Raw genomic sequence first — 23,003 nt, 5'->3', positions numbered from 1 at the left:
AAATTTAATTGATAAATGCCGCGGCTTGCAGCAGCCTTTTGACTACGACAGCTGCTTCCGCCCGGGTTGCATGCTCGTTCGGGGCAAAATGCTTGCTTGTGACGCCATTCATCAGTCCGGCTTGAACGATTTGTTCAACCGAGGCTTTCGCCCATGCGCTGATTTCCTCATGATCGTCAAAAGCTGCCAATACGGAGTTTTGTTTGCCGACAACGGCGTGATGTTGTCCTGTAAACCGCAATGCCCTGAGCATCATAACCGCCATTTGCTCTCGCGTTATCGTTTCGTCAGGCCTGAACGTATTGTCCTCAAAGCCGTCGACGATATCGGCCTTCGACGCTGCGCCAACCGCACCCGCAAACCAGTCTTCCGGCGCCGTATCGCGGAACGGCTTCGCGCTTGCCGGGTCTTCCCGCAGCCCGAGCGCTCGAACGAGGAGACCGGCGAATTCCGCACGCGTTACCGGACGCTCCGGAACAAAGCTCGTTTCCGTCATTCCGTTCACGACAAGCTTCGATGCAAGCAGCTCGATCTCGGCTTTTGCCCAATGCTCGCGAACATCGGTAAACGACTTCCTGGATTCGACCACCGCATAAAGGCTGTTGCCGGGACGTAAAAGGGTGACCAAAGTTTCATCTTTATCGGACGCTGCAAAAACGGACGGCACGAAGGACACGGTTCCCGATTGCAATTCGAAAAGAACGGCCGTCGCACCCGCCGGATCGATGGTCCCGGGCAGCAGTATGCTTCTTGCTACGTACGTATTGCCGAAATCGGAGACGGTCAACGTTCGGTCCTTCGCCTCTACTGTCAGGATGAAATCTATAATATCGCTAATCACTCGCGCACCGAACGCTTGCGCTTGTGCCTCAACCCGTTTGGCAGTATCGCCCGTAACGGTTTCCATTGACACATACACGACGGCATCGTCCAGGTCGTCGCCGAGTTGTTCCAAAATGGCCGTAAGGGCAGGCAGATTCACCGGTAAATCGTAAGATGCGTTATCCGTCTTGATAGACAGTACGGCATTCGGTACTGCAATCGCGGCTGCTTTGAGCACGTTAGCCGGAATTCCCGCTTTGCGAATGATGCCTTGGCCCGTCATGGCAAACGTAATTTTTTGAGAGCTTGGCGATTTCCCTTCCAGTTTGCCGAACGCTTTAGCCAGCACATCGGCGTGCAGAAGCCCGGTTAACACGGATTGTCCGTTCTCAGCTGTTGTCGACTTCCATTCGGCTGCTCCGCTTTCCAATGTCAAACCGTCCGCTCCTTCTGTTATGAAATCGGGTTTCGGCTTCAGCACTTCGGGCTCGCGGCTTTCTTCCGGCGGATTATAGGGAGGCTGAACGTTTTCTGCGCGGCGTACCGTCAACATATAGGTACGGTTGCTTAATTCGTCCTCCGCCGTTGTGGCGATCGATATCGGATTAACGCCAGTCTGCAGATTGACGGCAAACGGGACGCCGCTATTATGCAGCTGGCCGTTAATCCGCATCGTAGCGCCGGCATCGTATGTACTCGCGGTAACACTGACGGTCGTCACTCCATTGCCGACCTCCATCTCATAGGCAAATACAGACGGATGGAATGCCGGTTGGAACACCCCTGCGCTCACCGTGAGCTGATTCAAATCGGCGTTCGAGGAAAGCACCGGCTGTTCGGGCTGATCGATATCTTTCCGATAGATCGATATCCGATACGTTTTACTTGTCTGTTCATCCGCAGCCCGAACGGTTATGGAAAGCTCATTCGCCCCAAGCTGCAAATCGATCGGAATCGACATTACGTTTCCGTACACGTTTCCTGTAACCGACAGGCTTGCAGCCAGGTCGTATGTTGCGGCTGTGACGACGATTTGGGAAACGGTATTGTCCACGTTAACCGTATACGCATCGATACTCGGGTTAAACGCCGGACTAAGAACGCCCTCGCTTAAAGTCAAGGCGCTTAAATTCGCGCTCGCCGACGGATTCGTACGTGACTCTTCAATCACGCTAATCGAACCGCCGTTGAAATTCGCGGCGTAGCTTTTGCCGATCCCGGCATTTACAGCGATTGCTATCGGGTTTTTGCCGACCGGAACGGTTGAAGTCGTATGATCCGCTCCGTTAATGACCGATACATCATGGCTGTCATAATTCGCTGCGTAAATCGTATTCGTATTCGAATTGACGGCTAACGCGCTCGGGCCTTTGCCTACGGAAACAGTCGATGTGCTGTGATCCGTACGGTCGATAACCGTAACGCTGTTGCCGTTATCGTTCGCAACATAAATTTTGCCCGTCGCCTCGTTAACGGCTACCGCATTAGGAGTCAAGCCTGCAGGTACGGTTGTCGTAACTGTAGCGCCTTCGATCACGGTAACATTGTTGCTGAAAAAATTCGCAACATAGACGCGGCCGGTCGCCGTATCGACCGCAAGCGCGTTCGGACCGGCGCCTGTCGGGATGGAAACCGCGGTATTGCTTGTTCCGTCGATGACCGTAACCGTGTCGCTGTCCACATTGGCCACATAAATCTTGTTCGATACGCGGTCCACCGCTATGTCGAAAGGACTTTTACCTGCGGGGATCGTAACGGTCTCGTTCGTAACGCCGTCAATGACCGTTACGTCGTCGCTGCCGATGTTCGCGACATATATCTTGTTCGTCCCTTCATTCACCGCTACGGCAAACGGCTTCGTTCCCGCCGGGATTGTGATCGTGCCATTTGTCGCGCCGTCGATCACCGTGACGTTATCGCTGTCCGCATTGGCAACATAAATTTTGTCGGTTAGCGGATTGACGGCTAAGGCGTAAGGGGTTGTTCCCGTCTCTACCGTAGCCGCAACAGCGGCACTGCCCGGCGCCTGGTTATCATCGATTACCGTTACGCTGTCACTGTCTGCATTGGCCGCGTATACTTTATTCGTCATGATATTAACTGCTATGGCATGCGGCCCGTTTCCCGCGTGTATGCTGTACGGAGCCGCTTCGGCCGCTTTAACGCCCACCGGCAAACAACCGATGAACAAAACGGCGGCGATCATCATACAAGCAGCCCGCAGCCCTATCCATGCTCTGAGCTTCATCGTCCATCGCTCCTTCCTTTATCTTGATAACGCTTCCACAATATAGCCGGAATGATGTATTACGCTCGCTTCCTGTTGTCGGATTGATGTTCATTCGGCAGCACTTCTTTTAGATCGATTGCTTCAAGCTCTCCCGTCAGTTCCTTCGTTCCTTTTTTAAATTCATGCAGCGTTCTCCCTACTGCCCTTCCTAATTCCGGGAGCTTGCGCGAGCCAAAAAGTAAAAGGATTATCGCAGCGATCCAGATCATGCCCGATGCGCCTATTCCCATCATGTCGTTTCCCCCCTTGACCTGAAGAAAGATCTTATTTTGTTTCCGCGTATTACGAATAATTTGAAGAGTTTTGACTCCATGTCGAAAATCAGCGCTTGACTTCGAAGAAGCAGACAACCTTCCTTAAACTCAGGACGGAAGATTCGATGAAAGAAGAGCAGGCTTCCGTGCTACCGCCAAAAGAGGAAATATGTTCGATTTTTCGCATACATTTGTTCAAAAATTAGCGGAGCAAGCGATTATATACGATTTTTCGTATACATTCGATCGAAAACCCGCGGACAGAGCATTTGTATGCGATTTTTCATATACATTTCGTTAACTGCGCAAGTGGTGCAAGGGGATGCGATTTTTAGGCTCCAATCAGTAGCTTTACATGCTTTACCATGCTTTACCATGCTTTACCATGCTTTACCATGCTTTACCATGCTTTTCATGCTTTACATGCTTACGCTACCTCACGATGCTTTAAGAAGTATGACTAAGCTTTTCGATGCATTACAAGGTAGTTTGAATAACGCTGAATACGGGAGCCTCGTACAAATTGGCCGCTAAGCTGCCTGCCACCGTATTCCCAAAGGAGGCGTCCGAGACGACAACCTTTCCGTCATTGTTCCACACGGAGCCCCCGAGCGTCCCGCCGCCGCCGGGATTGCGGAAATCGCAGTTCTTATAAGTTGCCGTAACGAAAGCCGAATTGCCGTATAACGGCTGCATCAGGGCCGTGCTTTGGTTCAGCGCGACAATCGCTTCGGCCAAGTTGATCTCGCAGCTGCCGGCCACGTACAGCATCGAACGGTAAGTGCCGTCATTCGATCCCGCCTCGACGTCGATATCGACTCCTGTTATCGTCAAGCGGGAATTCACTACCGTCAAACCGTTATTAATGCCGACGAGCTTGGACTTTAACGTTCCTTTGCCCGTGCCGTAAGACTTGATCTCTACTTCGGCGTGCTCGATGCGGGAGTGAAACTGCTCGGCGCCCGCTACGCTTCCGCCCTTGATCCACATCACATTTTTGCGGTTTTTATCGATACGATTAACAGCCGCATTTAATGTCTTGACCGCATTATTCCCGGAGAAGCCTAGACGGGCGTCGTCTCCTCCGTCCGGATCGATGTAAATATCGTTAACCGTCGCGTTTTTGGCTTTATTGCGGTATGTCACATATGGCGAAAAAAGCGTGTTGTCCGAAAGCATGCCGCTCACATGATTGAAAAACGACCATTCGCTCACAAAAGCGAAATACGATCCGAACGTGCCGTCAACGTGCTCGATATCGATTTTGGCGTTCGCGCCGGAATAAACGAGCGGCTTGTTCGGCAGGAAAACGCGCATATTGATCGATTTGATCGTTGACGTTACGGCAAAAATCGCATATAACGTCAGCTGCTCGATATGCGCCCCAAGCAGCGTAGCGGTGCTGTTATAGGCGACAAGACCGATATCCGCCCCTTCCGCGATCGGCGACGTATACGTAATGGAGTCGCAGTAACTGTTATATATGCACACGCGTCTGGACTTCAGTCCGGCCGGGTTTTCGTCCGGCGATCCTTCGCTCCAGGAGTAAACATACGGCGGGATGCGGGATTCCGGAATGGTTCCGGATCCGGTATATTCGGTCGTGTCGATATACGGATTGATGACGGAGCAGCCGATCGCCGAATTAATCGCGGCGAAGCCATGATATTTGGCGTTGATAAACAAATCCTCGAACCGGCAGCCCCAGCCCGTATTGAATAAAATGCCGACCTCGAAGCCTTTGCTGTGCACATTGATCATTTTCGAGTTGGGCGTGCCGCAAAAGCGGATGCCGCAGTATACCGTCCGGTCCGTAAACACTACCAGATCCTCCACGCATACGCCGTGCAGCGAAGAAATTTCAAAATTGTCGATCGAAGAGGTCCATACGACCTGCTTGGGTTCGACTCGTTGATTGTTAGACGCGATGAAACCGCTTGCATCAATGCAAATTTTATCCGCATCGGCGAAGTCCGCATATATGACAGTACCGCTCGCCGTCTGCGCAGACCTGTCGAAGTAAAAACCGCCGCGCGCCAGATCGCCGCGAAGCTTAATAAATTTGTCCAAATAGATCGTATCCGTTACCCGGTATCTTCCTTTCGGCATATAAACGACCCCGCCGCCTTCAGCCGTCCGGTTCGTATGCAGCGCTTTCAGGCTGTCTATAGCCGCTTGAATGGCCGCCCTGTCGTCGGCGACCCCGTCGCCCTTCGCTCCGAACCAGCGGACGTTGACCTCGCCGCTGTAAATCCGCTTAAAACGCATCCCCGATCCCGAAACGATTACGGTGCCCGTATTATCAGCCGAAGCGGTGTCGGAGGCGTCGTAATAAAAGTATCCCTCCATCCCGACATCCTTCACAAAATATACGGCATCCGCAGCCGGCTCCGTAATCGCTCTTAATTGCACAATCGTGATTATTTCCGCTATATTCATTTTCATAAGGTCTTTCACTTTCGTCCGATTGTCGCCCGGGTCGGCGTAGGCTTTCATAACCGTCCCGTTCGCAATCGCACTAGAGGCGAGAGCGACTCCCGCCATCCCCAAAGAAGCAAGCAGCTTCCTTCTGCTGATGATGCTTTTCTCTTGTTTTTCTTCGTGCGGTTCCGCCGCTTCTACTCTTTGCTCCTCCAACATGCCGCATTCCTCCCTATTAGTCGGGTAACACACTCATCCTTTTAACCCGCCCAGGTTTATACCCGTCGTTATTTTCCGCTGCAGGAACGCATAGATTAACGCCGTCGGCAGCATGACGATGACGAGTCCGGCAAACAGCGCCCCCCAATCGGTCGAATAACGCTGGATTTCCATCAAATAAACTAACCCGAGCGTTAACGTTCTTTTGCTTTCCGTTGAAACAAACGATAGCGCCGAAATAAACTCGTTCCAGTACCCCATAAAGTTGAAAATGGTGACCGTGATCAGCCCCGAACGCGTCATAGGAAATATGATGCGGAACATGATCCCGTACGGGGAGCAGCCGTCGATCTCCGCCGCTTCCTCGTATTCCTTGGAAATCGAAGCGATAAAGCCGACGAGCAAAAACGCCGTAAACGGAATCGAACCGGCTGCGTATACAAGCGCGAGCCCGAAACGGTTATCGAGCAAATGAAGCGAATTAAGCAGCAAAAACGTCGGGATCAGCCCGAAGCCGGCCGGGAAAAACAGCGACGACATATACAGCCGCCGAATCCACCGGGTCACCGGCGAGGAATGACGGGCGATGACGTAAGCCGCGGCAAAAGCAAGCAAATTGCACAATACGAGCGCACCTAATGAAACCGCGATGGAATTCATGAAATAGGCGCCTATCTTCGCTTTCGTAAAAGCGTTGATATAATTGTCGAAGTTGATCTGCTGCGGCAGCGACCACGGATTTTCATAAAATTCGTTCGTCGTTTTGAAAGACGTATAAACCGTCCATATAAGCGGAAACACAACCGTAATACTGTACAGAATTAACAACATTCTTACCGGCAAGCGGGCAAGAAAAGGAGTTTTTATCATCGCAGCGGCCCACCTTCTAAAATTGTACCGATTCCTTCTTCGTCAGCCGTTCGCTGATCAGCGCAAGCGTGATCGTCAGCACGAGCATAAACATGCCGATGGCCATCGCATAACCGTAATTGCCGTTCGAAAACCCTTGCCTGTACATGTACGTCGTCAGCAGCTCGGATGCATGATCCGGCGCTCCGTCAGTCATAATCTTCACCAGCGCGAAGCTGCCGTTGAACACCGAAAGCAGAAACAGAACGATCGTAATCCGCACGATATCCCAAATGAGCGGGAGCGTAATTTTGGTGAATTGCTGCAGCTCGTTCGCCCCGTCGATGACGGCCGCTTCGTACAGGTCGGGCGGTATGCCTTCCATGGAAGCGATGTAAATAATCATGTAATAACCGATCGAGCCCCATACCATCGGCACCGCAAGCGCCCACATGACGGTTTCGTTGTCCCCCAGCCACGCATGGGCCCAATGTCCGAGTCCGATCCGCTCCAGCAGCGAATTGACAAGACCGAAGGTCGGATGATAAATGAACGACCAGAGCACGGAAATGACGACAACCGACAAGACGTTCGGGAAAAAAAACACGGTGCGGTAAAAGGCGCCTTCCCGAAGCTTGTTCCGCGTCAGCATGGCCGCGAAAAACAATGACAGCGTCAGCGTGACGGCCGGAACGACGATAAGCAAAAACAAATTGTTTTTTAAGCCGATCCAGATGTAATCGTCGTTCAGCATCGTCCGAAAATTGTCCAAGCCGACAAACGAATAAGAATCGGATATTCCGCTCCAGTCGGTGAACGCCATCACGATCGCTTGACCGAACGGATACAAGCCGAAAACGGCAAACAGCGCCAAGGCCGGCAGAGAGCATACCGTTCTAAACACGGCTTTGCTTCGGCTCGCTTTATGTTTCATAGCTTCACTTCCTCATGTTGATCGCCAAGCATAACTGGTAATCGCCGGCAGAAACAAGAACGTCCGTCTCTGCCGGAACGATAATACGCCTTATTTGCCCGCTTTTGCGTAAGCTTCCCGGTATTTGGTGCTGGCCTTCTCGACCCGCTCCATCCATTCGTCCACCGTAATTTTCTTGTTCATAATCGAGCTGAGCGGATTGTAAATTTCTTCGGCCATGTTGACCTCCACTTTGACACCTTCGGCCAATTTAAATTTCGGCATCAGCAGCTGCGTCCCCGTATCGAACACTTTAAAAGCGTTGTAAGCGGATACCGGAATATATTCCTTGACCACTTCCACCGCGTTTTTCACCGGCATAATGCCCGACGATTTTTCCGCGTTTAATTTCACCATATCGGTTTTGTATTGATACCGGATAAATTCCTTGGCTAGCTGCGGATTTTTCGCTTTTTTCGGAATGAAGAAATATTCGACGTTCCCATAGGCGTATCGCTGATCTCCTTTCTTAAATACCGGGGGCGCCATAAACCCGTATTCAAATCCGTCCTCCCGCGGGGCATCCTTCATTTCGCCTTCAAACCACGTTCCGTTCGGGATAAACAAGGCATTGCCCTTCAAAAACTCCGTTTGCGATTGCGTATGGTTCAGCGCGACGGTTCCCTTCAGCAAATAATCGTTTTGTGCAATCTTCTCGAATATCTCGAACGTTTTGCGCACCGCGTCCGATTTCCACGCATTTTCATCGTAATTTTGAATCGCATTGAGTCCTCCTGCGGAAGCGATCATCGGCATCAAAACGCTTATGTTGTAGCTTGGATAAATGCCCTGATACGTAAACAAAGCGCGGCCGTCCTTCTTCGCCACATCCCCTAATGCGAAAAACTCGTCCCAGGTTTCCGGCGCCTTCCAGCCCTTGCCGTCGAAATAATTTTTGTTGTACCAAAGCCCCTGCACGCCGAGATTCGCCGGTCCGAAATAGATTTTGCCGTCGCCCAGCGGCTTCGCATGATCCAAAATGCCGTCCATCAGCTTATCCTTCAGCGGAACGTCTTCGCCCAGCGCCTTCCCTTCGAATACGTCGGTAATGTCCAGGAAGCCTTTTTCGTTGATGAGCGCCTGGAACACCCCGCCGGCGTCAGCTCCGTTGGAATAAACGAAATCCGGAGGATTGCCGGCCACAAGCTGAGGCTTGATAATATCCATAATTTTCGGATTGGCCGTCATGTTCACCTTCACGCCCGGGTAATCGGCCTCGAACCGTCTGACGACTTCTTCCCAGTACGCTTTGCCGTAACCGCCTTCAAAAACGGCAATGTTCAGCTCTTTGTTTTCAAACTGCTGCTTGTCCCCAGTCGCCTCCGGATTCGGTTTTTCGGAAGCCGCCCCGCCGGCGGGCCGCTCCGTTTGGCTTCCTCCGCACGCGGCCAGCAGCGCCGTCATCATCGCCGCAGCGCAGAGGATGGAAAGCTTTTTTTGTACGAATCGCATTTTTTTGTTTCGACCTCCCTGTTGTCATGTTTTCATCCTTCAACCGGATGCACCTTCATCATACGCGAGGGCTTGTTTGATGCCCATTAACGGGATTGACCGGATGATGGATTATATTGCGCTTTATGAAAAACGGTTTTTGAAATCGGTCGGATTGACGCCGTACCGTTTTTTGAACATCCGGTTAAAATAATACGGGTCCTCGATCCCGACCGCCAAGGCGGCTTCCTTTACGAGGCAGTCGCGGTTTTTCAGCATTTCCCGGGCCTTGTCCAGCCGCAGATCGTTCAAGTAGTTGACGATGCTTTCACCCGTTTCGCTCTTGAACAGCCGGCATAGATAGCTTTCATTCATGCTCACTTCCGCCGCAATCATCGCCAGCGTAATTTTCTTGTCCAATCGTTTCTTCATATACGCGACTACCGTCTGAATTTCTTGTCGATAGCCGCCCCTGCGGGAGGATAACGCCATGGCTCCGATTTCTTTGATCATACCGATCAAGGAATCGCGAAACTGCCCGCATGTTTCGGCAGTGCGAAGCACCTTCCTGTACCGTTCCGAAGCGGAAAGCTCAAAGTGCTCCTCCCCTGCGCTCATACTAACAGCCAGCTCCATCCAACTGTCGATCACCCATTCCCCGAATTGCAGCAGGATGGCCGGATCGCATCGATCCTCCTCAGCCAGCTTCACTGTTCTTTCGACCCGCTTCACCGCTTCTTCAAACTGCCCCAAGTCGAGCAGCGATTGGATTTCCGCGCTGGCTCCGCTCTTTCCGTTAAGAAAACGATCATTGCGAAATTCCGCTTCTAAAACGTGAACGTTAGCGGAAGAACCTAAATAAAAGTCTAATCTGACTGCCGCTTGGCATGCTTCGAAGCAAGGCTTCAGCTGCTCCAGGCCGCAAAACGGTTCGCTAATTGCCACGCTGATTTGCAAATTGAGGTACATGCGAAGGGTATCCGAAATACGGCCGGACAGCTGCCGCATCCCGCCGTCCATGTACGATTCGGCGAACAGGATGACGGCGTAATCCCGGGGGCTCAGCTCGACGATTTCGGCCGCGCTGCCGTATCCGAGAAGCTCGCCTAGCATATTTTTGATGGAGAACGAGAGCAGCTGCTTGTCTTTGATTTTGCCGCTGGACAAAGCTTGCTCATATCCCCGGACGACGACATATAATATGAAGCCATGCTGGGCGCCGATGGCAATCCCATGAAGCTCCGCTCGTTTGCCTGCCGCATGGAAGAAATCGGCACCATGCTCCAACAAATCTTTCAAAAACAAGTTTTTTCTAAGAGCATTGCTTTCTTTCAATAGCGCATTGTTTTGAACATCTTGCTCTTTTTGCTGTTTATCTGCGGTGAGCTGCTCGGCCAGTTTGTTCAGCAAGCCGAGCAATTCATCCGGATTCAACGTCATTTTCAGCAGGTAATCGGCCGCGCCCAGCTTCATCGCTTCCCGGACCCGCTCGTAATCGCCATAGTTGCTCAGCACGACGATTTTACCGGCATATTGCCGTTCCTTCAGTTTGGCGATCAGCTCGACGCCGCCCATGCCGGGCATGATTAAATCGGTGACGATAATATCAGGCTGCGTTTCGTCGACCATATGGAGCGCAGTCAAACCGTTGTCCGCGCCGCTAAGCAGCTGAAAGCCGTGCTCCTCCCAATTCAGCATCATTTTCATGCCCAGTCGCACGATTTTCTCGTCGTCTACAATCAACACTTTAAGCATGGCTATCCCCTTCCTCTCCTGCTATCAAAGGCATCGTAATGATAACGGCCGTTCCTTCGCCAGGCCTGCTTCTGATTTGCAGCCCGTAATCCGCGCCAAAATGAAGCTTGATCCGCTCCTGAACGTTGGTGATTCCGATATTGGCCAAGCGATGCTCGGATGACACCTTCCCGGCAAGCAGCCGCTCCGCTTTCGCCTCCTCCATCCCTATGCCGTCGTCGCGGATCGTAATTTGCAGCCGCCCGCCGGTCTCCTCGCAGCGAATCGTGACGGTCTCTTCATGCCCGATTCCTTGTTGACCGTGCAGGATCGCATTTTCCACAATCGGCTGCAGCAAAAATTTGATCATTTTACAGTCGAGCAAGCGGTCGTCGATTTCGTAACGGACATGGAACGACGTACCGTAGCGGATTTTTTGAATCAGTATGTAATGTTCCACGTTTTTCAGCTCGTCGCGTAAGCGGATCATTTCCTTCTTATCGACGATCGTGCTTCTCAACAGCTCGGCCAATGCGCCAAGTCCGTCCCTGACACTGTCCGCTTGGCTGATCGCAGCCGTCCATTTCAGCGAGTTCAACGTATTGAACAGAAAATGCGGGTTGATTTGCGCCTGAAGCATTTGCAGCTCGGTTGCGCGCTTCAGCTTTTGCTCCGTTTCCATTTTGGCGATAAGACTTTCGATCTGCTTGACCATCTTGTTGAACCGGTTGAATAAATAGCCGATTTCATCCCTGTTTCCATCGCGGATATCGGTGGATAAATCTCCTTTCTTCACCTGCTCCATCGCGAGAATCAGCTTGTTCATCGGCGTCGATATGCTGGAGGATATGATCAGGGTAGCAATCACTGCAATAATGAAGCAGATCCCGCAAATAATCATGATTTCGTTCCTTAAGGCGCCCGTCTCTTCATTCAGATAGGATTGCGGGATGATGCTCGTCAAATACCATTTGGCATAAATGTCGTAGGCGTAGGCGGCCAAATAAGCTTGATCGTTCCACGAGTAAGGAAAGGCGCGGATACCGTCCTTTTCATGCAGGGCGATCTGACGGATCATCCCGCCGTCGGCGAACGGTTCCCCGGTTGCGATTTGCGGATTTCGGCTGGAAAGCACATTGCCGGAAGCATCCATGATAAACAGATCCGTGCCCACGCCCATATTGACGTCCATATAAACGGAATCCGAATAAAACGCTTCGTCAACGGCGATGAACAAATAACCGAGATGATCGGTGAAATCGTGGCGGGAATGAATTTCACGGCCCAGCACAACCGTCCGAAAACCACCCTTGGTCGAAGCGAACGTCCACACATCCTCGCCTTTTTTCTCTGCAATCATCCGTTTAATCCGCTCGATGTCTTCCTCAAGCAAATAATCGTAGCCGATATCATAAAAAACGTCGCCGGAAACCGTATTGATTTGCAGCGCTTTGATCGGCTTCAGCAGATCGAATTTTTCCCCGAGCATTTGATTGATGTTAAGCGTATTTTCCCGCTTCGCCGAATCGTCGATGGCCGCAAAATTCGTCAATCCCGTCTGGACGAGCTTGTCCATCATAATTTGATCGCTCAAATATTCGAATTTTTTATTTTCCGAGCGGATATTGTTTTTCAGCTGGTCCATAATTTCTACGGAGTAGGTGCCGATTTTGGAGTTAATCGCTTTACTGGACTTCGTATAGGCGAAATGAGCGGTAATCGTAAGCGGAAGGATCGACAAAACGAGGAAAGACACGATAAGCCGGCTTTTGATGCTTGTATTTCTCAGCAGGGCGTTCAACATGGATGCGGATCTCCTTTGTCAGAAGATTGTGGCTTTGCAGATGCGGATGCAAATGTGAATGCAAATGCAAAACGAATAAAACGCTTTCACAATAAACGGGGGTTATTGTAAAATAGCGCCGTATTCTCAAGATACTGCGTCCCGCTACGCAATGGAATGGACGATCTTGTCATTTTGATAGAAGATTTTTACTTGGGCTGCAAGCGCACTGCATGCACGGTATTCATTATGTCCGTATTCGGCACATCTTTAGGGAAGAACAAGCACATTCGGTTCACTGATCATTTCGGTTGCTTCATAATCCAAGGGCTAGAGCCACTCCCGCGATATACTCTCCGATTAATATCAAAACGACGCCCCAAAAGGAACGCCGCACCAATCCTTACACCTGAAAAACCTTCACCTTATCCTTCAGCCTATCCGCCTGATCGCGCAAAATTTCCGAGGAAGCGGCAATTTCCTGCATGACGGCCGTCTGCTCCTGCACCGAAGATGCGACTTTACGCGCCCCGCCGGAGATTTGCTTGGCGATTCCCGCGATATCCCGGGTTTCGCTAAGCGTGCGGCCGATCTGCACTTCCTGATCGGCGATGACGCCCACAATTTCCTCGACGGAAACCGCCGCTTCGTTGACTGCCTTTTTCATCAACTCGAGTGCTTCGCCTGCATGCTCGCCTCGAACGGCTTCCTTCCGCACGCTGTCGACCTGACGGTTCATCGTGCCGACAACATGATCGACATTGGCTTGAATTTGACCGATGAGCCCGTTAATATCGGCGACCGCGCTCGAGCATTGCTCGGAAAGCTTGCGGATTTCGCCCGCCACAACAGAAAACCCGAGCCCATGCTCGCCTGCCCTTGCCGCCTCGATGGATGCATTTAAGGCAAGCAGCTGCGTTTGATCCGCAATTTCCCCGACCATCCGCGAAATGCTGCCGATTTCACGCGCGCTTTCGTCAAGCTGCTTGACGAGCCCGATCGATTCGCTGCTCGACGCCGTCAGCTTATTGATGCCGACTACAAGCGAACGCACGGTTTCGCCGCTCTGCTCGATCGTATGTACCGTTCCGTGCGACAGCTGCAGCGCATGCTCCGCTTTCGTACGAACGTCGCCCGCCGCAATCGTCATCCGCTCGACAGACTGCAGCGTCCCGTCGGCCGAGGCGGACTGATGTTCCGCGCCGTCCGAAATCGATTCCGCCGTCCTCGAGATCGACTCGATCTGCCCTGCTGCATCGTTGATCACGCCGTTTAATGATGAAGCGCTTTGATTGGCCAAAGAAGCCGTATTCGAAATTTCGCTGACGATGAGGCGCAAGCTGTCCATCATTTTACGCACCGATACGCTTAAGGCAGCGATTTCGTCGGTGGAACTCGGCGTCGGAATCGTCGTACGCAGGTTGCCTGTGGACGCTTCATTGACGGCATCGGTCAATTGCAAAAGCGGGCGGATCAGCCAGCGGGCGGCCAGCCAACCGAGGAATCCGCTCCAGAAAACGCCTGCGGCTAATACCAAAGTAATATACAGCCATTGCGGCATAGCCGGCGCAAGCCGGTCTTTCAATACGAAAATAAAAAACGCGCTGCAGCCGTACGTAGTCAACGATACCCCGACAATGCCGGCCACCAGCTTTTTGACGATACCGAATGTCATATCCGCCCACACTCCTATGCGATTTCGATAGATTATCCTACCAATATCCTACAGGACATGTGAGTTTGGTACTGTGATAATTATCACACTCGATGGCCATCCACTTATGGAAGATCTTAACCGGAACCGCTTTGATTCCAAACGGGAGATTATTAATCAAGCGCCGCCAACACTTCATCATTGGAAACATCCGTCCTCGCGGCAATTAGGCCTGATCCGCTGTAATGAAGCGATAGTACGACCGAACGCAAAAAAAGCACAGCTTCCAAAGGGAAACCGTGCTTTCTCTCCGTGTATCATGAAGCTATTGCAAGACACAACAAGTCTAACCTTCCATCACCTTCGTCAGCATATACACGTAGCTGCCGGCTCGAATATAAGGCGTTCCGGTAATGCCGACTACGATGCCGTCCTCCGGCGCATGGAACGGTTCAAGCAGCTCGCCGAACCAATCGTAGATGGCGCCGATCCGGTCGCCGGCGGATACGCGATCCAGCAGCCGGACATCCGGGATGAAAAAACCTTCGACCGCCGAGTTGATCGACAGGTCGAAATTTCCGTCGCCTGAAAGCCGGTAGCGGATCGGCGGCGCTTCTCCTTGAATCCAGCGCTCCGGCTCCAGCAGCATGCGGAGATGCCGCATAAGGCGCAATGCCCCTCCGCGAAAACGAAGCTGCTCCTCCGGCCGGATACGGCGGCCGCCGAACGCTTCGGTGTAGAGGAACGGAACGCCGCATTCGACCGCCGCCGAAACGGTGCGTCCCGGCGCGATTTCCGGATGCGCCCAGAGCACCTCCATACCGAACGCTTCCGCCGCGGCGCGCGATTTTCTCCCGACCTCGCTGGCGTCGTTATGGTAATAACCGATGAGCTCCGGTACCGCATAATTCGTTCCGCCGCTGTGCAGATCGAGCAAGAAGTCCGCTTTGCTAATAAGCTTCCGCTTCAAGTGCCACGCAAGCTGCTGCGTTATGGACCCGTCCGGCAGGCCGGGAAATTCCCGCGCCAGATTGCAGCCGTCCTCAGGTGTCGTGCGGGTTTCTCCGTAGTACGACAGCACGTTGGTCACCGGGACCATCAGCAGCGTTCCGCGAATATCCCCGGGCTGCATATCGCGGCAAAGCTCGATGATCGTCTGCACGCCTTCGTATTCATCGCCGTGAACGGCGGCAAGAACGAGCAGTGTAGGACCGGGCTCTTTGCCTTTTACCGCATGAACGGGAATGCAAGCTTCCCGTCCGCTGCCGGCGTTCGCTGCATCCTCAGACTGCGCCGCTGCAGCATCATCCAGCGTAAGTACATAACTTTGCTTAATCCCCGCCTCCAGCGTCTCGACCTGGAAGCTTTCGACCGCCATTCGCTTGTACATGCTCGTCACTCCCCCAGCTCTTTACACATAAATCGACGTCCCTTGCTAAATAAGTTGAACCACTAAGTGGGGAATCCATTGCATTCCGAAAGGGATTGCCTTGCCGCTTCAGACATCTTGTTTTGCGTTTCTATATTAGAATGGGCCTTCGGAGCGTTGAAACACAAAGCCAAAACTCGCTGCAAGACAATTCCCTTTCTCCATTTCATTCGCTCCCCTTGTCGTTCTTTCGTTCAACTTATATAGAAAAGGTTTTCATTTCCGTCTGATTGTACTTAGATAAGGCCGAGCTTCTCCATGCACTCGTGCACCTTGCGGGCCTGCTGTTCACTTAAAGCGGCCGAATAATCCGCCGAGAAGCTGCCTTCGTAGCCTTGAACGTTCATCGCATAAGTGAATCCGGCAAGGACGTTTACTTCCACGAACGTATCGCGAAGCAGCAAAATGCCGTCCAATGCTTCCGCAGCGCCTTTTTTGTCGCCGGCGGCAAGCGAGCTGTACAGACGCTCGTTCAACGGCACCGTGCAGCTGAACATGCCATCCAGGTTTTTGTCGATTCCGTAGCCGTAGGCCGCATCGAAAACATCCAGTCCGCTGAACAACAGCTGGAAGTCCGGATTCGTGTCCGGCAATGCCCTTGCCAGCGTACGGATTGTAGGCAAGTCGCCGGATTTGATGCCTGCAATGTTTGGAACGGACATCAGCTTTTGTGCGGTCGATGCTGCGATTTTCGTTTTGGTTACGCCAGGCAAATCGTACAAATAAACCGGAAATGACGAAGCCTCGGCGAGCGCCGTGAAAAACCGCAATACTTCGTCTTGCGAAAGCGTATAGTAGTAAGGCGTCGTCGCTACGACCCCATCGATCTGCAAACCGGACAAGCTGTCGATTCTCGCTTTTACGCGTGCGATTGAATTGTCCATTACGCCGACGAACACGGGGGTTTTGCCTTCCGCCGCCTCCGCCGTAATTTTGGCCACCTTCACGAATTGGTCGTCTTTAATCATCGGCTGAATGCCCATCGAGCCCATCGCGAGAAGGCCGGACGCTCCGGCATTCACTTGGTCTACGACATGTTTGCGCAAGCTGCTTTCGATCACATTGCCCATTCCGTCCAACGGTGTGCCAAGCGCGGTATAATAACCTTTATTCATCTATAATTCCTCCCTAAAATGGTATATGCGACCACAGCATTCCTGCAGCCGGTTCAAACGATACTTTGCGGTGCTCCGCCATTTTCAAATGCCTGTAACGCCGTTCGGATTTCGTGACCTCCCGTTTCGAAAACAGGCAAACCATGCCCTGGAAATAAATGCTCGACCCTTAATGCGGCAAGCCTGCTTATACTGACCGATAAATCTTGCATGGAAAAATCGGGCGAACGGATCGCTGCGATTTTCCCTCCGGCAAACACGGCATCCCCGCTGAAAAGCGCACGGAGCTCCGGGCAATAAAGGCTCGCATGATCGAAGCTGTGACCGGGCGAGTAGACGAATTGCAGCGTCAAATCGCCGATCGCGATCGTTTCTCCGTCCGCTTTCGGAATTGCCGACGGGCAAGGCTGAAAACGGTATTCGGCCGGGTAGATGCCGTCGATTCGCGCCTGCCGCAGGCCGTTCGCTTCTTCATCGCCGGATCTCACGATGGGAGCCGTCTCCGCAGGGCAATATACCGCTGCGCCGGTCAACCGCTGCAGCTCTGCCGCCCCGCCGGCATGATCCGCATGGGCGTGCGTCAGTATGATCGCATCGATTGACATTTCCCTGCACCCGCAAGCGCGAATTTGCGAAACGACCGCCTGAGGGTCGATGCCTGCCCCGCTGTCGATTAATGCTGCCGACGAGCCGCTAACTACCAAATAAACATTGCAGTCATAATCGTTCGTCAAGCCTGTACCGAGCGAACCGCTCCCCACCATAAAAACATGCTCCGAAACGTTCATGCAAAATCACTTCCTTCCGAATACCGCCTTGAACGTTCAGCCCAGCTTGACGGGCAATCCGGTCTTGCAGGATTGAACGATCGCTTCCGCCACGCGTACCGCTGCGAGCGCATCCTCAGGAAGCAAAATATCCGATTTGCGATTGTTGCGAACGCAGTCATAGAAATGATGAAGCTCCTCAACAAGCGCTCCGGAAACTCTTCCGTATTTCGGCTGCCAATCATGGAGAGGCGTGTTTTCGCTCATGCGCTCTCCCCAAACGGACAGGCCGTCATCCGGCTCTTGAAAATGAATGGTGCCGCGTTCCCCTACGACTTCCATCCGAACGTCGACTTCCGCCGGCGCCCCGTCCGGTACAAGCCAGCTGCTTTCGACTACGCCGATGACTCCGTTCGCGAAGGTCAGCATCGCCCACTGCAAGTCGACGCCTCCGTCCGCCGGTCCCGTACTGCGCGCGAATACCTCGGTTACGGTGGAGCCGGAGAGCCAATGCATCAGGTCGATATCATGAATGCCGAGTATATAAACCGGATCGACGCGCTTATAGATCGGAAAATATTTGCTGCCATTGTTTCTCCGGCCGTAGATCGAACGAAGCTTGCCGAGCGCTCCGCTGTCGACCGCCCGCTTCATCTCCAAATGGCGAATGCCGAAGCGGCAAACATGACCGACCATCAGCAGCTTATCCGCTTTCCCGGCCGCTGCGATCATTCGCTCGCATGCTGCGGAATCGATCGAGAGCGGCTTTTCTACAAAAACATGGCATCCTGCATCCAGCGCAGCCATAACCGGCTCTTCATGCGCGTGCTCGGGAGTGAGAACCGTAACCGCGTCCAGCTCCTGTTCCTCGAGCATGCGCCGCCAATCCGTATATCCGGCGCAGCCCCATTCCCCCTTAACGCTCTCAACGCGTTCCGGGTTAAGATCGGCAACGGCGGTAACGGTAACACCCGGGAGTTGACGTATCGATTGCAAGTGAAAGTTTGAAAATCTGCCTATTCCGATCAATCCCACTTTAATCATGCTTCCGCCTCCACGTCGTTTTTAACTTTGGAAATAAAAAGTTTTTTTCTATAAAAGCGAACCGATGAGAAGGAGTCTCTTATTTTCCGTCTCCTTGTCGTTACATGCACCGCCTAACGTGAGATTAGGACAGCTCATCCGCAGACTTCAACGGAACCGCGGGTTTGCCGTCGACAATCGTCTGCAGCCGCTTTGCATCCTTATAGCCCGCGCCCGAAAGCACGCATACGATCGTCGCATCCTTGCCGACTCGTCCTTCCCTAAGCGCCTGGGCGAGACCTGCGAGCGAAATTGCCGCGGCCGGCTCGCAAAGAATGCCTTCCTTCTCCGCAAGCTGCTCCTGCCAATGCCAGGTTTCGTTGTCGGCGACTGCCTCGGCCCAGCCTTCATTCGCATTGAGAACGCGAAGCACCTCCTCGCCGTCCGGCGGATTCGGCACCTGCAGTCCGGATATTTGCGAGGTCGAATCGCCGCCCGCGGCAGTCGCGCTGCCTTGCTTCCAGCCGCGCACGATGTTGTCGCAGCCGGCCGATTGTACCGCGACCATCGATGGCATCGAAGCCCCGTGCAAACGCGCGAGATCCTCGAAGCCTTTGCGAATGCCGGTAAACAAACCGCCGCCGCCCACCGGCACGAATACCGCATCGGGGGTCGTTTCGACCAAATCGTCGTACAACTCGAATGCGATCGTCTTCACGCCTTCCATCGCAACGGGATTGCATTTGTAAGCCGTAATCATCGACTCCCAGTTCATCCGCTCCGCTTGTTCGGCGATATGCGCAAATACTTTGTCGCCGACTGCAGCGCTTTCACCGAAGCCTTTCACCTTCGTTACGTTAGCGCCGTGAGCCACGACCTGAACCAGCTTCGCTTCGACGATATGCTCAAGCACATATAAGTGATACGGAATTCCGGCCCGCGCGGCGTATGCGGCGACTGCGGCGCCCGCATTGCCGGAGGTCGTGCCGATGCACGCCGTTTTCCCTTGCTGCAGCGCCCAGGAAACGCCGACTGCGGCGATTCTGTCCTTGTACGAGCCGGTCGGATTTCCGGACTCGATTTTGAAATACAAATTGCTTAGCCCAAGCGCTTTGGCAATGCCTGCGCTTTTGACAAGCGGCGTGCAGCCTTCCCCTAAAGTAACCTGGCGTTCTTCCGCAACCTGCGGAAGCAGCGTTTCATACCGCCATACGCCGAGCTTGCGCGGATTTCCAAGCATGGTCCACATCCTCCTCGATTATCCATCCGGATATCGGAAAAACTTCGATATGCCGTAACCGATCATTATATATTATGGTATGACCAATTTGATGATAGCACTTCCAAACCGAACGGTCAACGAAAAAATGATCGAAACGAAGCCGTTCATTTTTCGTCGTTGCCGTCACTACGTTATTGGGTGCAAGTGCTTTCTCAGCAGCTGTCTCGCTTCGTTCAGACTGTGGCTGCGAAGCATCGCGATCAGCGACTTATGGTCCTGTATCGTCGCCCGGATTCCTTCCGTTTGCGGTATAACCCCTTTGCGTTCCACTGAGGAAAAATAATCCTGAACAATGGCGACCAGCTGGATAAAAAGATCGTTTCGCGTCAGCTTGAGCAGCTCGCGGTGAAACTGCGCATCAAGTGCCAAAAATCTTGCCCCGTCGATCCCCGGCTGTTCGGCCTCGCCGATAAGCTTCTCCAGCATCCGGTAATCCTCGTCGTCCGCTCGCTCCGCGATCTCGCTCAGCGCCGCCTGCTCCAGCATCAGCCGAAAATCCAGCAGCTTTGCCAAGCTTTGATTATCCGTCTCCCATCCCGACAGCAATTGACGGAAAAATACGGTCAAATTCGGCTCCGCAATAAAGATTCCGCTGCCCTGCACCTTGAATATGAGACCCAGCGTCTCCAGCTGGTTCAGCGCTTCCCTGATGACAGTCCGGCTTACTTGAAGCCGTTCGGCCAAATCGCGCTCCGTCGGAAGTTTATCTCCCGGCTTCAATCCATTCTCGTAAATGTACGTTTTAATCCGATCGCTTGCCAAATGGCTGAGCATGTTTCGCTGAAGCTGCTCGCCAGGTTCCATCGGCTGCATCGCTCGTCAGCTCCTTTCCGTACTCCCGCCCTTGCATTAGCCTCAGACCGGCAACCTAGAGCATTTCGCGGAGTCCTATTATTTATTCTCATTCGGTTCTACACTTGCTTCCATCGAAGCGACGAACGATTCCACCGGACGCAAGTGCTCCTGCAGACAAGCTTTCGCCTTAGCCGCATTTCCTGCGCGAATCCAATGAAGGATTTGCTTGTGTTCCAGCAATGATAAAGGATCGGGGCCGTGCATCAACGTCGCCGAGCCGTCCAGCGGCACGAAAAATCCCGCAATGAACTCGCTCAGCTCGCATAACGTTTCATTGCCTGACGCGCGAAACAACGCGCGATGAAATTGCAAATCCTCATGCGCGATGCTGACGCCTTCCTTGAGCTTCCTTTCCATTTCGAGCACCCAATGCTCCATCTGGCGGATTCGCTCTTCATCCTGTTGTCCGACCGCCAAATCGATCGCGTACAGCTCAAGCGTCGTACGGATCTGCAAAAGCTCCTTCACCGTCTTCGGATTTCGATTCCAATGAAATGTAAAATGATGCGACATTCCGCTTATCGTCGGTCTCGCAACATAAATGCCGTCCCCGGGCTTTAATTGGATAATGCCGACTGTCTCCAGCGATTTCAACGCCTCGCGTATGACCGTACGGCTGACGCCATACCGCTCGATAAGCTGCTTCTCGGAGGGCAGCTTATCGCCCGGCTGCAAGCGCATTTGTTCGATATAGGCTTTAATGCTGTCACCTGCCTGCTGCGACAGCGTTTCCTTCCTTATGCTTTTCACCCGTCCACCTCCGGCTCGGTCCGCTTATCTCGCTTAGACGTGCTGCAGCCTTGATTTGACCGTCAGCAAAAAATAAGCGCTATTAGTTAATGTAACGGCTGGAGGCGGTAATTGTCAATTTGCACGGGGGTACACAAGGCGCGAGGTAACGGGCGGTACGTTAATCAACTAGTGTTTGCTATAAACCGTCTTCCCCTTCAGCACCGTCTCTTTGACCGTGAGCGGCATTGTGCCCTGCTGGAAATCGAACAGCGTCAAGCTTGCGTCCATCCCCGGTTCAAGCTTCCCGCAATTGTGAAGACCGATCGCTTCGGCAGGCCGTACAGTCACGGCATCGACCGCCTCCTTCAAGCTTATACCGGCAAGCAGCACCGCATTCTCGACACCGCGATCGATCGATTGGGCCGAGCCTGCCAAAATCGCCGGATTGGCGGCCGTTTGCAGCCGGCCGTTCGCAAGCAGCTCCACTTCGGAGCCGATCAGGCTTTTATATACGCCGGGAGGCATGCCGCCGAATTTGACGCAATCGCTCACGATGATGAACCGTTCCCCCTTGGCGCGAATCATCGCCTTGAGCGTATTGGCCGGAAGATGGTGCCCGTCGGCAATGAACATCGCCTGCAAGCCGTCATCGGCCAGCTGATCCCAAATATAGTTCGGATGGCGGGGCAGCACCGGATGCGCGCCGTTGCCAAGATGCGTGGAAAGTTTAGCTCCGGCGCTCACCGCCGCTTCGATCTCGCCGGTCGTAGCCATCGTATGCCCTATGCTTACCGTGACGCCCGATTTGCTCAATTCGCGAATAAAAGCGGGTACTCCCGCACGTTCGGGAGCAATCGTAACGAGCTTGATGCGGCCGCCGGCCGCCTCCTGCCACTTCTCGAATTCCTTGATATCGGGATCTCGGATAAAATCGCGGTCATGAGCGCCGCGCGGACCGTCTTCTCCGCTTAAATACGGCCCTTCGACATGAATCCCGCAGATCGCTTCCGCCGCTTGATCTCCGGAATCGCAGGCATCCTTGATGCCGGCAAGCGCTTGCTTTATCCGCTCGAAGCTTCCGGTTATGACAGTGGGCAAATATCCGGTAACGCCGCAAGCAAACATCGCTCTTGTAACATTCAGCACTTCCTCCGGGCTTGTCGATTCGTCGTTCAGATCGAAGCCGGCAAAGCCGTTCACCTGCAGGTCGATCCATCCCGGCGACAACCAAGGCAACCTATCATCAATCTCGATCGGACTTATCGCTGCAATTTTGCCGTCTATTGACGTTACCTCCACGCATTGCCCCGTATCGTATCTTCTGCCGGACCATTTCATCGACAAAACTCTCCTTTTATAGTAATCGATTT

At 53.0% G+C, this 23,003-nt stretch carries 17 protein-coding genes; all 17 read right to left on the bottom strand.

The window, feature by feature from the left end; translation table 11 throughout:
• Nucleotides 1-4: 4 nt before the first annotated feature.
• Nucleotides 5-3,070 carry an S-layer homology domain-containing protein gene (locus DQG23_RS13280; protein ID WP_113031331.1) on the bottom strand — a complete coding sequence of 1,022 codons (3,066 nt, stop codon included), beginning with the start codon at nt 3,068-3,070 and terminating at the stop codon, nt 5-7.
• 59 nt (nt 3,071-3,129) lie between these two features.
• Nucleotides 3,130-3,345, bottom strand: coding sequence for a twin-arginine translocase TatA/TatE family subunit (locus DQG23_RS13275; RefSeq protein WP_113031330.1), 216 nt, complete (start codon nt 3,343-3,345; stop codon nt 3,130-3,132).
• Nucleotides 3,346-3,843: 498 nt separating this feature from the next.
• Complete coding sequence (locus tag DQG23_RS13270) at nt 3,844-6,006, bottom strand: glycosyl hydrolase family 28-related protein (RefSeq protein ID WP_113031329.1); 2,163 nt, start codon at nt 6,004-6,006, stop codon at nt 3,844-3,846.
• A gap of 33 nt (nt 6,007-6,039) precedes the next feature.
• The gene (locus DQG23_RS13265) at nt 6,040-6,876 is read right to left on the bottom strand and encodes a carbohydrate ABC transporter permease (RefSeq protein WP_113031328.1); all 837 of its coding nucleotides are present in this window, start codon (nt 6,874-6,876) and stop codon (nt 6,040-6,042) included.
• 16 nt (nt 6,877-6,892) lie between these two features.
• The gene (locus DQG23_RS13260; RefSeq protein WP_113031327.1) at nt 6,893-7,789 is read right to left on the bottom strand and encodes a carbohydrate ABC transporter permease; all 897 of its coding nucleotides are present in this window, start codon (nt 7,787-7,789) and stop codon (nt 6,893-6,895) included.
• Between the two features lie 90 nt (nt 7,790-7,879).
• A complete protein-coding gene (locus DQG23_RS13255) occupies nt 7,880-9,280 on the bottom strand; it encodes a carbohydrate ABC transporter substrate-binding protein (protein WP_113031326.1) in 1,401 nt (466 codons plus the stop codon).
• 123 nt (nt 9,281-9,403) lie between these two features.
• Nucleotides 9,404-11,014: a response regulator transcription factor gene (locus DQG23_RS13250; protein ID WP_113031325.1), complete on the bottom strand. Its 1,611-nt coding sequence runs from the start codon at nt 11,012-11,014 to the stop codon at nt 9,404-9,406.
• Nucleotides 11,007-12,797, bottom strand: coding sequence for a cache domain-containing sensor histidine kinase (locus DQG23_RS13245; protein ID WP_113031324.1), 1,791 nt, complete (start codon nt 12,795-12,797; stop codon nt 11,007-11,009). Before DQG23_RS13245 ends, DQG23_RS13250 begins: the two co-directional genes overlap by 8 nt.
• Nucleotides 12,798-13,179: 382 nt before the next feature.
• Nucleotides 13,180-14,451, bottom strand: coding sequence for a methyl-accepting chemotaxis protein (locus tag DQG23_RS13240; protein ID WP_113031323.1), 1,272 nt, complete (start codon nt 14,449-14,451; stop codon nt 13,180-13,182).
• Between the two features lie 325 nt (nt 14,452-14,776).
• Nucleotides 14,777-15,820 (bottom strand): succinylglutamate desuccinylase/aspartoacylase family protein, encoded by a 1,044-nt coding sequence (locus DQG23_RS13235; RefSeq protein WP_113031322.1) that lies wholly within the window; start codon nt 15,818-15,820, stop codon nt 14,777-14,779.
• A gap of 275 nt (nt 15,821-16,095) precedes the next feature.
• Nucleotides 16,096-16,974, bottom strand: coding sequence for a dihydrodipicolinate synthase family protein (locus DQG23_RS13230; RefSeq protein ID WP_113031321.1), 879 nt, complete (start codon nt 16,972-16,974; stop codon nt 16,096-16,098).
• A 53-nt stretch (nt 16,975-17,027) separates the two neighbouring features.
• Entirely contained in the window at nt 17,028-17,762 is a 735-nt protein-coding gene (locus tag DQG23_RS13225) for an MBL fold metallo-hydrolase (protein ID WP_113031320.1), read from the bottom strand.
• 36 nt (nt 17,763-17,798) lie between these two features.
• A complete protein-coding gene (locus tag DQG23_RS13220) occupies nt 17,799-18,785 on the bottom strand; it encodes a Gfo/Idh/MocA family protein (RefSeq protein WP_113031319.1) in 987 nt (328 codons plus the stop codon).
• 124 nt (nt 18,786-18,909) lie between these two features.
• On the bottom strand, nt 18,910-20,004 hold the full coding sequence (gene thrC / locus DQG23_RS13215; protein ID WP_158560453.1) for a threonine synthase: 1,095 nt from the start codon (nt 20,002-20,004) through the stop codon (nt 18,910-18,912).
• A gap of 168 nt (nt 20,005-20,172) precedes the next feature.
• On the bottom strand, nt 20,173-20,859 hold the full coding sequence (locus DQG23_RS13210; RefSeq protein WP_113031317.1) for a FadR/GntR family transcriptional regulator: 687 nt from the start codon (nt 20,857-20,859) through the stop codon (nt 20,173-20,175).
• 78 nt (nt 20,860-20,937) lie between these two features.
• On the bottom strand, nt 20,938-21,651 hold the full coding sequence (locus DQG23_RS13205; RefSeq protein WP_113031316.1) for a FadR/GntR family transcriptional regulator: 714 nt from the start codon (nt 21,649-21,651) through the stop codon (nt 20,938-20,940).
• A 168-nt stretch (nt 21,652-21,819) separates the two neighbouring features.
• Nucleotides 21,820-22,971: an N-acetylglucosamine-6-phosphate deacetylase gene (locus DQG23_RS13200; RefSeq protein ID WP_113031315.1), complete on the bottom strand. Its 1,152-nt coding sequence runs from the start codon at nt 22,969-22,971 to the stop codon at nt 21,820-21,822.
• Nucleotides 22,972-23,003: the final 32 nt, after the last annotated feature.

The organism is Paenibacillus contaminans (assembly GCF_003285015.1).
GTDB classification, from domain to species: domain Bacteria; phylum Bacillota; class Bacilli; order Paenibacillales; family NBRC-103111; genus Paenibacillus_V; species Paenibacillus_V contaminans.
Note: the sequence above shows the minus strand (reverse complement) of the source record. Positions and strands in the feature narration are given on the sequence as shown.